This is a genomic window from Streptomyces sannanensis (assembly GCF_039536205.1).
Lineage (GTDB): Bacteria > Actinomycetota > Actinomycetes > Streptomycetales > Streptomycetaceae > Streptomyces > Streptomyces sannanensis.
Window position 1 is genome coordinate 5,199,264 of the sequence record NZ_BAAAYL010000001.1, and the last position, 12,554, is coordinate 5,211,817.

Here is a 12,554-nt window from a genome sequence, read left to right on the forward strand (position 1 = left end):
GCCCGCCATGCCCACCGACGACGGTACCGAGGACTCCCGGGACACCCTGGATCTCCAGCTGCCGGAGGAACTGGTGGCACTGATCGCCGAGGCGGACGGGGCGGGCGGACCGGAACCCGGCGAGGAGCTCCTCGACTCCCCGGGGTCCTGGGGACCGGTGGCCACCGGCTGCGGGGTCTTCCAGCTCGTACCCGTGTGCATCGAACGCGACCTCCCGCTCGTCAGCCGCTGGATGAACGATCCGGCCGTGGCGGCCTTCTGGGCGCTTGCAGGCCCCGAATCCGTCACCGCGGACCATCTGTGCGCCCAGCTCGACAGCGACGGACGCAGTGTGCCCTGCCTGGGCGTCCTCGGCGGCGTACCGATGAGCTACTGGGAGATCTACCGCGCGGACCTGGACCCACTGGCCCGCTACTACCAGGCACGCCCTCAGGACACCGGAATCCATCTGCTCATCGGCACGGTCGCCGACCGCGGCAGGGGGCTGGGCACCACCCTGCTCAAGGCCGTCGCCGACCAGGTGCTCGACCACCGTCCGTTGTGCGCGCGGGTCGTCGCCGAGCCCGACCTCCGCAACATCCCCTCCGTCTCCGCCTTTCTGAGCGCGGGCTTCCGCCTCGCCGCGGAGGTCGACCTCCCCGAGAAGAGAGCCGCCCTCATGATCCGCGAACGCGCCCTGCGGGGCCTGCTGTGAACGTACCCACCCCGAGGAGTCCTTGGTGACGAAAGCCGAACCACCCGCTGCCCCCGACCTCGAGGAGACCCCCGCACTGTTCGCCCCACCCGAGCTGAACCGCGAAGCCTGGGACCGGGCCGCCCGGCGCCTGCTCGCCAAGGCGCTCGGCGCCTTCGCCTACGAAGAGATCATCCAGCCGGTCCCGCGGTCCGGCGACGGCGACGACCTCCACACCCTCCGGCTCGACGACGGATCCACCCTCGCCTTCACCGCCCGCCGCGGAGCATACGGCCACTGGGGGGTCGACCCGGACTCCATCGAGCACGAGGCACGGCCCTTCGGCGACCCGCTCCGCTTCCTGATGCTCGCTCGCCGGCTGCTCGGCCTCGACGGAACGACCCTCGGCCATCTCGTGCGCGAACTCACCACCACACTCGCTGCCGACACCCGGCTCGACACCACCGCGCTCCCGGTCTCCCACCTCGCGGACCTCGACTACGCCGACATCGAAGGCCACCAGACCGGACACCCCTGGCTCGTCCTCAACAAGGGACGGCTCGGCTTCTCCCCCACCGACGCAGCCCGCTGGACCCCCGAGGCCCGCAGGCCCACTGCCCTCCCCTGGATCGCGGTCAGCACGGAACTCGCCGCCTACCGCGGAATCCCCGGTCTCGACACCCCCGGCCGGCTCTACGCCCGCGAACTCGACGAACCGGTACGTGCCGCCTTCGTCGCGCGGCTGCGCGAGCGCGGCCTGGACCCGGACAGTTACCTCTACCTGCCCGTGCACCCCTGGCAGTGGGGCGAGATCGTGCTGCCGCTGTTCGCCCCCGCCGTTGCCCACGACCTCATCGTGCCACTGCACACCGACGGCGACCTACGGCTGCCGCAGCAGTCCATCCGCACTTTCGTCAACACCAGCCGCCCGGACCGGCACACCGTCAAAATGCCGCTGTCCATCCTGAACACACTTGTGTGGCGCGGACTGCCGACCGAACGCACCCTCGCCGCACCCGCCGTCACCTCCTGGGTCCTCGGACTGCGCGACGCCGACCCCTTCCTGCGCGAGGAATGCGGCGTCATCCTCCTCGGCGAGGTCGCCTCGGTCACCGTCGAGCACCCCCTCTACGACCATCTGCCCGAAGTGCCCTACCAGTACAAGGAACTGCTCGGCGTGATCTGGCGGGAGCCGCTCCAGCCCCTGCTCGCCCCCGGTGAACGTGCCCGTACGCTCGCCTCCCTGCTGCACACCGATCCACAGGGGCGCGCCTTCACCGCCGAACTCGTCGAACGGTCCGGACTCGACCCCACCGTCTGGCTCCGCCGGCTCTTCGCCGCGCTGCTGCCACCGCTGCTGCGCTTCCTCTACCGCTACGGAACGGTCTTCTCCCCGCACGGCGAGAACGCCATCGTCGTCTTCGACGAACGGGACGTTCCGGTCCGCCTGGCGATCAAGGACTTCGTGGACGACGTCAACATCAGCGCCGAGTCACTGCCCGAACACGACTCCATGCCGGACGACGTACGCGCCGTACTGCTCACCGAGCCGCCCGCATTCCTCACCCAGTTCATCCACGCAGGGCTCTTCGTCGGCGTGTTCCGCTTCCTCGCCCCACTGTGCGAAGGACAACTCGGCGTACCCGAAGCGGAATTCTGGTCGCTCGTACGCGCCGAGATCCTGCGCCACCAGGCTCGCTTCCCCGAGCTCAAGGACCGCTACGAGACCTACGACCTGCTCACCCCGCGCATCGAGCGGCTCTGCCTCAACCGCAACCGGCTGCACCTCGACGGCTACCGAGACCGCTCCGAGCGCCCGCACGCCGCGGTCCACGGCACCGTGCCCAACCCGCTGCACCGTCTTTCCCGTCCCTGACCACTGATGTCAGTGGTGACCCGTAGGGTGGAACGGCTATGACGAAGCCCTCCCTCCCCGAGCTCCTCCACGCCGCCGTCTCCGCCGTCGGCGGTGTGGAACGGCCAGGCCAGGTCACGATGGCCGAATCCGTTGCCGAGGCCATCGGCGACGGCTCCCATCTGCTGATCCAGGCCGGCACCGGCACCGGAAAGTCCCTCGGCTACCTGGTCCCCGCCCTCGCGCACGGGGAGCGCGTGGTGGTGGCCACGGCGACCCTGGCCCTGCAGCGTCAGCTCGTCGAGCGCGACCTGCCCCGCACGGTCGAGGCGCTGCACCCGCTGCTGCGCCGCCGCCCCGAGTTCGCCATGCTCAAGGGCCGCTCGAACTATCTCTGCCTTCACCGGCTCCACGAAGGCGTTCCGCAGGACGACGAGGACGGCCTCTTCGACCCCTTCGAGGCCGCCGCGCCCACCAGCAAGCTCGGCCAGGACCTGCTGCGCATGCGCGACTGGGCCGACGAGACCGAGACCGGCGACCGCGACGACCTCACGCCCGGAGTCTCCGACCGCGCCTGGGCCCAGGTCTCCGTCTCCTCCCGCGAATGCCTGGGCGCCTCGAAATGCGCGTACGGCGCGGAGTGCTTCGCCGAGATGGCCCGCGAGCGCGCCAAGCTCTCCGAGGTCGTCGTCACCAACCACGCGCTCCTCGCCATCGACGCCATCGAGGGCGCACCGGTGCTGCCGCAGCACGAGGTGCTGATCGTCGACGAGGCCCATGAGCTGGTCTCCCGGGTCACCGGCGTCGCCACCGGCGAGCTCACCCCCGGCCAGGTCAACCGCGCCGTGCGTCGCGCCGCCAAGCTCGTCGACGAGAAGGCCGCCGACGCCCTGCAGACCGCCGCCGAGGGCTTCGAGCGGCTGATGGAGCTGGCCCTGCCCGGCCGCCTCGAGGAGATCCCCGAGGACCTCGGCTACGCCCTGATGGCGCTGCGCGACGCGGCCCGTACGGTCATCTCGGCCCTAGGCAACACCCGTGACAAGACCGTTCAGGAGGAGGACGCCGTGCGCAAGCAGGCCCTCGGCTCGGTCGAGACCGTCCATGACGTCGCCGAGCGGATCTGCCAGGGCTCCGAGTACGACGTGGTCTGGTACGAGCGGCACGATCCCCGCGGCGGAGCCGCATATCGACACAGTGGTGCCTCGCTGCGTGTCGCCCCGCTCTCCGTCTCCGGGCTGCTGCGCGAGAAGCTCTTCGAGGACCGTTCGGTCGTGCTGACCTCCGCCACCCTCAAGCTGGGCGGCGACTTCAACGGCGTCGGTGCCTCGCTCGGCCTCGCCCCCGAGGGCACGGCGACCGAGGATCAGCCGGTGTGGAAGGGCATCGACGTCGGCTCGCCCTTCGACTACCCCAAGCAGGGCATCCTGTACGTCGCCAGGCATCTGGCCACGCCCGGCCGCGAGGGCTCCCGGGGGGACATGCTGGATGAGCTTGCCGAGCTGGTGGAGGCGGCCGGCGGTCGCACGCTCGGCCTCTTCTCCTCGATGCGGGCCGCCCAGGCGGCGGCCGAGGAGCTGCGCGGCAGACTTGACAAGCCGATCCTGCTCCAGGGTGAGGAGACCCTGGGCGAGCTCATCAAGAACTTCGCCGCCGATCCGGAGACCTGCCTCTTCGGCACGCTCTCGCTCTGGCAGGGCGTGGACGTCCCCGGGCCGAGCTGTCAGCTGGTCGTCATGGACCGGATTCCGTTCCCGCGCCCCGACGACCCGTTGATGAGCGCCCGCCAGAAGGCGGTGGAGGAGGCCGGAGGCAATGGCTTCATGGCCGTCGCGGCCACGCACGCGGCCCTGCTGATGGCGCAGGGGGCGGGCCGGCTCGTACGGGCGACGGGGGACCGTGGTGTGGTCGCGATTCTCGATCCGCGGATCGCCACGGCGCGCTACGGCAGCTTTCTGCGGGCGTCACTGCCGGACTTCTGGTACACGACGGACCGTAACCAGGTCCGCAAATCGCTCGCGGCGATCGACGCGGCGGCGAAGGCAGAGGGTAAGTGAAGGCAGAGGGCACGTAGAGGGGCTGTGGGGAGTTGTACCTCCCCCAGCCTTCGTCCGGGGTACCGCCGGGCGAGCGTAGTGACGGGGGCACCCCCAGGCCCGAAGGGCTGTGGGGGCGGGTGGGCACAACCCGGCACACCGGCCCGCACCCGACGGGTCTCGGTGATGGGCACTGCAAGGCATCAGCGGCGCTGCCGCGGGCACAGCAGGGCCCCGGGACCGGCGCAGTGGGTCCCGGGGCCGTTCAGGGGCGGCGAGGGTTTCACACCCGCCGCAGCACCGCCACCACCTTGCCGAGGATGGTGGCTTCGTCACCGGGGATCGGCTGGTACGCGGAGTTGTGCGGCAGCAGCCACACATGGCCGTCCTCGCGCTTGAAGCGCTTGACCGTGGCCTCGCCGTCCAGCATCGCGGCGACGATGTCGCCGTTCTCCGCGACCGGCTGGCGGCGGACCGTCACCCAGTCCCCGTCGCAGATGGCCGCCTCGATCATCGAGTCGCCGACGACCTTGAGTACGAAGAGTTCGCCGTCTCCGACGAGCTGGCGGGGGAGCGGGAACACGTCCTCGACCGACTCCTCCGCGAGGATGGGGCCGCCGGCCGCGATCCGGCCGACGAGCGGGACGTACGACGCGGCGGGCTTGCCGGTGGTGTCGGTGGGCTGTGTGCTGGGCTGGTCGGAGCCGCGCACCTCGTACGCCCGGGGGCGGTGCGGGTCGCGGCGCAGGAAGCCCTTGCGCTCCAGCGCCATCAGCTGGTGGGCGACGGACGACGTGCTGGAGAGGCCCACCGCCTGGCCGATCTCCCGCATGGACGGTGGGTAACCCCGGCGCTGCACGGAGTCCCGGATGACTTCGATGACCCGCCGCTGGCGGTCCGTGAGGCCGGAGCTGTCAGCGCGGATCCCGGGAGGTCGGCCGGGCAGGGAGCGCGTGGGCTTGGGCCCCTCCGGATTCGTGATCGCGTCATTCATGGCATGCACCGGCTCGAGTCGGTTCTGGGAGCGGTCCTGGGCAGTGATGGTGGCACTGTCTGCGGTGGTGGTCACGGCGGCCCCTCTCGAAATGTTCTCCCTAGCTGGACAACGGTAGTTGCTTTCGAAAGGTTGCGCCAAACACACGTTCGAGTGAAAAATCGCGGAAAGTCCGCCGTGGATGTCTTTTCAGGTGTATGAGCGGCCCTTGATGTGATGCGGCCGAAACGCAATTCGGTGCATTACGGTACCCCGTGAAGCGCGCGTTCGCGCCTTCAGTGTGTCATCCGGCGGCCCCGAATCCCGGCAGCGACGGCATTTCCCGTACCCTCGTGGCCGGCCCTCCGCTGCCGGGGGCGCGTGACACGCGCAGGGGTCCCGAGGGCGGCGAAACACCAGATCTAGTGGTTGGATTGGCCGCGCAACCCACAAGTTGTGGTGGCGGTCCGGGAGGGCCTCCGGGATCGCCTATGCTTGTGGCTGCTTCGCGGGCCCTCTCCGGGGCCCACCGAGGCTATTTCGTCGTGCTTGTAAGGAGGGATGGAACCATGCACTGCCCCTTCTGCAGGCACCCCGACAGCCGCGTGGTCGACAGTCGCACCACCGACGACGGCACCTCGATCCGCAGGCGCCGCCAGTGCCCCGACTGCTCCCGCCGTTTCACCACGGTGGAGACCTGCTCGCTGATGGTGGTCAAGCGCAGTGGCGTGACCGAGCCCTTCAGCCGCACCAAGGTCATCAACGGTGTGCGCAAGGCGTGCCAGGGCCGGCCCGTCACCGAGGACGCCCTCGCCCAGCTCGGCCAGCGCGTCGAGGAAGCGGTGCGCGCCACCGGAAGCGCCGAGCTGACCACGCACGACGTGGGCTTGGCCATACTCGGCCCCCTGCGGGAGCTCGACCTCGTCGCATACCTGCGCTTCGCGTCCGTGTACCGGGCGTTCGACACACTCGAAGACTTCGAGGCCGCCATCGCGGAACTCCGCGAGCGGCGGCCCTCCGCGGAAACACCCGGCGGCAGCACGCCCGGAGCGACCCCCGAGGTCCCCGTGCCCGCCACCGCCGCCGACTGACAGTCGGCCCCTCTCGGGGACCGGTCGGCCGACGGCGGACACAGACCTGCCGTGAGCGCTGTGTGTGGCGCCCGCGGTAACAGACAGAACACCGTGCCATGGGAAGAACTGGGCACTTGAGGGCGTTTTTGCCCGTATATGGGAGGCGGCATGACAGAGACGACGAGCGGCCCGGCACGAGGCTCCCGCTCCAAGGGATCCAAGGCCGCAGCGGCCCGGCAGGGTTTGCAGATCGAGCGCATCCACACCACCCCCGGCGTGCACCCGTACGACGAGGTGGTCTGGGAGCGCCGTGACGTCGTCATGACCAACTGGCGCGACGGCTCGGTCAATTTCGAGCAGCGCGGCGTTGAGTTCCCCGAGTTCTGGTCGGTGAACGCGGTCAACATCGTCACCAGCAAGTACTTCCGCGGCGCCGTCGGCACCCCCCAGCGCGAGACCGGTCTCAAGCAGCTGATCGACCGCATCGTGAAGACCTACCGCAAGGCCGGCGAGGACCACGGCTACTTCGCCTCCCCCGCCGACGCCGAGATCTTCGAGCACGAGCTGGCCTACGCCCTCCTCCACCAGATCTTCAGCTTCAACTCCCCGGTCTGGTTCAACGTCGGCACGCCCCAGCCCCAGCAGGTCTCCGCCTGCTTCATCCTGTCCGTCGACGACTCCATGGAGTCGATCCTCGACTGGTACAAGGAAGAGGGCATGATCTTCAAGGGCGGCTCCGGCGCCGGCCTGAACCTCTCCCGCATCCGCTCCTCCAAGGAGCTCCTCTCCTCCGGCGGCAACGCCTCCGGCCCGGTCTCCTTCATGCGAGGCGCCGACGCCTCCGCGGGAACGATCAAGTCGGGCGGCGCCACCCGCCGCGCCGCCAAGATGGTCATCCTCGACGTCGACCACCCCGACATCGAGGACTTCATCGAGACCAAGGTCAAGGAGGAGGAGAAGATCCGCGCCCTCCGTGACGCGGGCTTCGACATGGACCTCGGCGGCGAAGACATCACGTCCGTCCAGTACCAGAACGCCAACAACAGCGTCCGCGTGAACGACGAGTTCATGAAGGCGGTCGAGTCCGGCTCCACGTTCGGCCTGCGCGCCCGTATGACCGGCGAGGTCATCGAGGAGGTCGACGCCAAGGCGCTCTTCCGCAAGATGGCCGAGGCCGCCTGGGCCTGCGCCGACCCGGGCATCCAGTACGACGACACCATCAACCACTGGCACACCTGCCCCGAGTCCGGCCGCATCAACGGCTCGAACCCGTGCAGCGAGTACATGCACCTGGACAACACGTCCTGCAACCTCGCCTCGCTGAACCTGATGAAGTTCCTCAAGGACGACGGCAAGGGCAACCAGTCCTTCGACGTCGAGCGCTTCGCCAAGGTCGTCGAGCTCGTCATCACCGCGATGGACATCTCCATCTGCTTCGCCGACTTCCCGACCCAGAAGATCGGCGAGAACACCCGCGCCTTCCGTCAGCTCGGCATCGGCTACGCCAACCTCGGCGCCCTGCTGATGGCCACCGGCCACGCCTACGACTCCGACGGCGGCCGCGCCCTCGCCGGTGCCATCACCTCCCTGATGACCGGTATGTCGTACAAGCGCTCCGCCGAGCTCGCCGCGGTCGTCGGCCCGTACGACGGCTACGCCCGCAACGCCGAGCCGCACCTGCGCGTCATGAAGCAGCACGCCGACGCCAACACCAGGGCCGTCCGCATGGACGACCTGGACACCGCGGTCTGGGCCGCCGCCACAGAGGCCTGGCAGGACGTGATCCGCCTCGGCGAGAAGAACGGCTTCCGCAACTCCCAGGCCTCCGTCATCGCCCCGACCGGCACCATCGGTCTCGCGATGTCCTGCGACACCACCGGCCTCGAGCCCGATCTCGCCCTGGTCAAGTTCAAGAAGCTGGTCGGCGGCGGCTCGATGCAGATCGTCAACGGCACCGTCCCGCAGGCCCTGCGCCGCCTCGGCTACCTCGAGGAGCAGATCGAGGCGATCGTCGCCCACATCGCCGAGCACGGCAATGTGATCGACGCCCCCGGCCTGAAGCACGAGCACTACGAGGTGTTCGACTGCGCCATGGGCGAGCGCTCCATCTCCCCGATGGGCCACGTCCGCATGATGGCGGCCATCCAGCCGTGGATCTCCGGCGCGCTGTCGAAGACCGTGAACATGCCGGAGTCCGCCACCGTCGAAGAGGTCGAGGAGATCTACTTCGAGGCGTGGAAGATGGGCGTAAAGGCATTGGCCATTTACCGCGAAGGCTCGAAGGTCGGCCAGCCCCTCTCCGCGAAGAAGAAGGAAGAGGCGAAGGCCGAGAAGGCCGTCGAGCCGACCAAGGTCGAGAAGGTCGTCGAGTACCGCCCGGTCCGCAAGCGCCTCCCGAAGGGCCGTCCCGGCATCACCACCTCCTTCACGGTCGGCGGCGCCGAGGGCTACATGACCGCCAACTCCTACCCGGACGACGGTCTGGGTGAGGTCTTCCTGAAGATGTCCAAGCAGGGCTCGACCCTCGCGGGCATGATGGACGCCTTCTCCATCGCCGTCTCAGTCGGTCTGCAGTACGGCGTCCCGCTGGAGACGTACGTCTCGAAGTTCACCAACATGCGCTTCGAGCCGGCCGGCATGACGGACGACCCGGACGTGCGGATGGCACAGTCGATCGTCGACTACATCTTCCGCCGCGTGGCGCTGGACTTCCTTCCCTTCGAGACCCGCTCGGCGCTCGGCATCCACTCCGCCGAGGAGCGCCAGCGCCACCTGGAGACCGGCTCGTACGAGCTGATCGAGGACGAGGTCGACGTCGAGGGCCTGGCCCAGTCCGCCCCGATCCAGACGGAGAGCCCGAAGGCCGTCGCCGCGAAGGCTCCGGAGGCCGCGAACCCCGCGCCGAAGGAGGCCCACACCTCGGCGGAGCTCGTCGAGATGCAGCTCGGCATCAGCGCTGACGCGCCGCTGTGCTTCTCCTGTGGCACGAAGATGCAGCGCGCGGGCAGCTGCTACATCTGCGAGGGCTGCGGCTCGACCAGCGGCTGCAGCTGATCTTCACTCTGAGCGGTGAACTCTGAGGCGGGATGTGGACTTTCGGGTCCGCATCCCGCTTCTTTTGCCAGTGGACCCTGCTGGGCTATTGGCATGAGGTGTGTCGGTTGTGCCGTCGCCATGGACGCGGCCGGCGGCCCCTTCCGGATCCCTGGACCGCGGTGCACGGGACGGAGCGGGATGTCTTCGGTGACGCGGCCTACGGGGCGGCGCTGCCCATGAGCCGGGCGAAGTCCGCCGGGTCGGTGTCGAATCCGCGGAGTGCCGGGCGGAACCTCCACTCGCCGGAGCCGTCCCGGGTGAACTCCGCGACGGTCGCGGCGGTGGAATCCGGCACACCGGCGAAGTCGTGGAGGGCGAGGTCGGTGTAGCCCTCGCGTATGCGGATGCCGCTGTTCGCTATGGCGCCGAAGGTCGTGCGACCGGCCCGCTGCTGGATGAAGACCCCGACCACGACGCGCGTGTACGCCGGGGACAGCCGGTCCAGCTCCAGTGTCATGACCTCGTCGTAGCCGAAGCCCTGGCCGGTGCGGCTCTCCCTGTTCAGGGTGATCGTGCCGTCGGGGGAGCGACTGCCGGCGTGCACCAGCTGGACCGGGTCGCCGTGCGGGGCGGCCGCGGGATAGACGGCGGCGACGAGGTCGAGGTCATGGACCGGGTTGCCGGATGGACTGGGGTCCCACCGCAGCGCAACCTCGACCTTCCCGAACCCCTTGCTGAGACCGCTCACCTGACGTCCTCTCCCCTGTGACGAAACGGGCCGCTGGAGAACAGTCTCTCCCGCAAGATCACCCGCCCGCTGCCGTATTGCTTGTTAGCTATTTAGCGAAGATGTTAAATACCCGTCATGACAGGAACGGACGATGAGATCAGCGTGTTCCGCGCGCTGGCCGACCCGACCCGGCGGCAGATCCTGGAGGATCTGCGCCCGGGCGAACTGGCCGCGGGCGAGATCGCGAGCAGGTTCCCGATCAGCGGGCCGTCGGTCTCGCGTCATCTCGGCGTACTCAAGTCGGCTGGGCTCGTCCATGAACGGCGCGACGGGAACCGGATCCTCTACTCACTGGCCGAGGAGCGGCTCGCGGCGTCGGTCGGCAGGTTTCTGAGCGCGGTCTGCCCCGAGCAGATCGTGCTGCGCAGGGGGAGGAAGAAGTAAATGATCACACCGGCACTGGCGAGTGTCATCGAACGGCGGCTCCTGGTGAACTACCGGGTGGAGCCCGAGTACGCCGCCGCTCTGCTGCCCGCGCCGCTTCGCCCGCAGCTGGTGAACGGCTGGGCGGTCGCGGGAATCTGTCTCCTGCGGCTGGGGGACACCCGGCCCCGCTGGGCGCCCGGCGGCACCGGACTGCGCAGCGAGAACGCCGCGCACCGCATATCCGTCGAGTGGGACGGGCCCGAGGGCATCGAGACCGGCGTCTACATCCCGCGCCGGGACAGCGGTTCGCGCCTGAACGTGCTGGCGGGCGGCCGGGTGTTCCCGGGTCGGCACGGCGCAGCGGTGTTCGACGTCCGCGAGAGCCCGCGGGAGGTCCGGATCGCGTACCGGACCAAGGACGGCTCCACGAGCGTGAGCGTCGCGGCCGAGGCGACGGACGAGCTGCGCGGCAGCGAGCTCTTCATGGACGTGGACGCCGCTTCGGAGTTCTTCCGGCAGGGCGCGCGGGGGCTGTCCCCGGCCCGCGGCGGCCGCCGACTGGACGGTATGGAACTGCGCACGGACGCCTGGCGGGTGGAGCCCGCCGAGGTGCGCTCGGTCAGCTCGTCGTTCTTCGGTGACCCGGACCGCTTCCCGCCCGGTACCGCCCGGCTGGACTGCGCCCTGCTGATGCGCGACGTGCCCGCGCGGTGGGAGGCGTTCCCCGCGCTGCCGGACGGGGTCAGTGCGGAATGCGGCGTGGCGGCCGCGCGCTGAGGACCTCGTCGCGGAAGAGCGCGATGGCGCTGCTCACTTGCCGGATGAGGTGGGTGTCCTCGATGCGGTCGAGGTAGAGGCAGCGGCGGGCCAGACCGTCGAGTTCGAAGGCGAAGTACAGCGACATGAGGGGATTGACGAACAGCTCACTGCCCCGCGTGCGGTCCGTGAACTGGACGTCTCCGAAAGCGCCTTGGACCGCTGCCGCTATCGAACCGTTCACGATGCTGGGGTGTTCCGGGGTGTTGGCCTGCGCATGGGCGACCGCGTCCACGAAGAGCGCGCCCTCGCGGGTCGTACGGGAGACGGAGAAGGCGCCGAGGTAGGCGCCGTCGCGTTCGAGGGCAGCGATGTTCTCGAGGACGAGGCCGTGGCTCACTCCGTGGTACGCGTCGACGCCGAAGCCGATGGACAGGACGAGCTTCTCGGTGACGCCGGCGATGTCCAGTCCGGCGAGGGCGCCGACGCTGGTGAGGTCTTCCTCGGGCGTGCCGAGCCCCGATTCGTCTCCGCGCATCAGGATGTCCGTACCGCCGTCGACGAGGACGACGGCGTCGATGGCGTAGTGCTCGATCAGCGCGCGGTAGGCGGCGCGCAGCGGCTGCACCCCCACGCGGGCGAAGGCGTGCACGGTGCCCGGGTAGCCGTGGAGGGCGAGCCACCGGGCGAGGGTGCGCTCGGGGAAGTAAGCCTGGTGGGGTGCCGCATCAGGGGTGACGGCAGCGATGTCGGGGGCGAGCCAGGAGTCGGGCGGGAGGCCCTCGATCGCGGCGAACGAGAGATTGGCGAGGTGCACCTCCTTGCCCTGGTGGAGGAGGGAGAGTGCCACGGGGAGCCCGGAGTAGATGTCGAAGCCGCCACCCGCGCCGGCGACGAGGATGCGCTGGGCCTCGTGCAGGCGGTCGAAGAGCGGATTGGTGTGCAGCGCGGTCATGGCGGTCATTGGAGCACGTCGTGGAGTGATGAGCAGTTGGATGT

The 12,554-nt window shown here is 69.5% G+C and carries 10 protein-coding genes; 7 read left to right on the forward strand and 3 right to left on the reverse strand.

Translation table 11 applies throughout. The features are described from left to right. The first annotated feature begins 7 nt into the window (after nucleotides 1–7). From ABD858_RS24330 to ABD858_RS24340, 3 genes are read left to right on the forward strand one after another with little or no spacing between them, the layout of a single operon-like run. The gene (locus ABD858_RS24330) at nucleotides 8–694 is read left to right on the forward strand and encodes a GNAT family N-acetyltransferase (RefSeq protein ID WP_345041216.1); all 687 of its coding nucleotides are present in this window, start codon (nucleotides 8–10) and stop codon (nucleotides 692–694) included. A gap of 25 nt (nucleotides 695–719) precedes the next feature. After that, complete coding sequence (locus ABD858_RS24335; protein WP_345041219.1) at nucleotides 720–2,549, forward strand: IucA/IucC family protein; 1,830 nt, start codon at nucleotides 720–722, stop codon at nucleotides 2,547–2,549. Between the two features lie 38 nt (nucleotides 2,550–2,587). Then, complete coding sequence (locus ABD858_RS24340; protein ID WP_345041221.1) at nucleotides 2,588–4,582, forward strand: ATP-dependent DNA helicase; 1,995 nt, start codon at nucleotides 2,588–2,590, stop codon at nucleotides 4,580–4,582. A 262-nt stretch (nucleotides 4,583–4,844) separates the two neighbouring features. Here the strand turns inward: ABD858_RS24340 and lexA are convergent, their stop codons facing one another. Further along, a complete protein-coding gene (lexA, locus tag ABD858_RS24345; RefSeq protein ID WP_345041223.1) occupies nucleotides 4,845–5,630 on the reverse strand; it encodes a transcriptional repressor LexA in 786 nt (261 codons plus the stop codon). Between the two features lie 473 nt (nucleotides 5,631–6,103). Here lexA and nrdR point away from each other — a divergent pair, with 473 nt between their 5' ends. Beyond that, nucleotides 6,104–6,625 carry a transcriptional regulator NrdR gene (gene nrdR / locus ABD858_RS24350; protein WP_345041225.1) on the forward strand — a complete coding sequence of 174 codons (522 nt, stop codon included), beginning with the start codon at nucleotides 6,104–6,106 and terminating at the stop codon, nucleotides 6,623–6,625. A 150-nt stretch (nucleotides 6,626–6,775) separates the two neighbouring features. Then, nucleotides 6,776–9,661, forward strand: a complete 2,886-nt coding sequence (locus ABD858_RS24355; protein ID WP_345041228.1) for a vitamin B12-dependent ribonucleotide reductase — start codon at nucleotides 6,776–6,778, stop codon at nucleotides 9,659–9,661. Between the two features lie 199 nt (nucleotides 9,662–9,860). Here the strand turns inward: ABD858_RS24355 and ABD858_RS24360 are convergent, their stop codons facing one another. Further along, complete coding sequence (locus tag ABD858_RS24360; RefSeq protein ID WP_345041230.1) at nucleotides 9,861–10,391, reverse strand: TerD family protein; 531 nt, start codon at nucleotides 10,389–10,391, stop codon at nucleotides 9,861–9,863. Nucleotides 10,392–10,508: 117 nt separating this feature from the next. Here ABD858_RS24360 and ABD858_RS24365 point away from each other — a divergent pair, with 117 nt between their 5' ends. Continuing rightward, entirely contained in the window at nucleotides 10,509–10,817 is a 309-nt protein-coding gene (locus tag ABD858_RS24365) for a metalloregulator ArsR/SmtB family transcription factor (protein WP_345041232.1), read from the forward strand. Beyond that, nucleotides 10,818–11,576 carry a DUF2071 domain-containing protein gene (locus ABD858_RS24370; RefSeq protein WP_345041235.1) on the forward strand — a complete coding sequence of 253 codons (759 nt, stop codon included), beginning with the start codon at nucleotides 10,818–10,820 and terminating at the stop codon, nucleotides 11,574–11,576. On the opposite strand, the gene ABD858_RS24375 is transcribed toward ABD858_RS24370, so the two are convergent. After that, on the reverse strand, nucleotides 11,542–12,510 hold the full coding sequence (locus ABD858_RS24375; RefSeq protein ID WP_345041237.1) for a DUF1152 domain-containing protein: 969 nt from the start codon (nucleotides 12,508–12,510) through the stop codon (nucleotides 11,542–11,544). The two genes, ABD858_RS24370 and ABD858_RS24375, sit on opposite strands and share 35 nt — an antisense overlap. Between the last annotated feature and the right edge of the window lie 44 nt (nucleotides 12,511–12,554).

Coding starts and splice junctions, on each gene's coding strand:
- ABD858_RS24330 (WP_345041216.1), top strand. CDS start 8: ATGCCCACCGACGACGGTACCGAGGACTCCCGGGACACCCTGGATCTC.
- ABD858_RS24340 (WP_345041221.1), top strand. CDS start 2,588: ATGACGAAGCCCTCCCTCCCCGAGCTCCTCCACGCCGCCGTCTCCGCC.
- nrdR (WP_345041225.1), top strand. CDS start 6,104: ATGCACTGCCCCTTCTGCAGGCACCCCGACAGCCGCGTGGTCGACAGT.
- ABD858_RS24355 (WP_345041228.1), top strand. CDS start 6,776: ATGACAGAGACGACGAGCGGCCCGGCACGAGGCTCCCGCTCCAAGGGA.
- ABD858_RS24365 (WP_345041232.1), top strand. CDS start 10,509: ATGACAGGAACGGACGATGAGATCAGCGTGTTCCGCGCGCTGGCCGAC.
- ABD858_RS24370 (WP_345041235.1), top strand. CDS start 10,818: ATGATCACACCGGCACTGGCGAGTGTCATCGAACGGCGGCTCCTGGTG.
- ABD858_RS24375 (WP_345041237.1), bottom strand. CDS start 12,510: ATGACCGCGCTGCACACCAATCCGCTCTTCGACCGCCTGCACGAGGCC.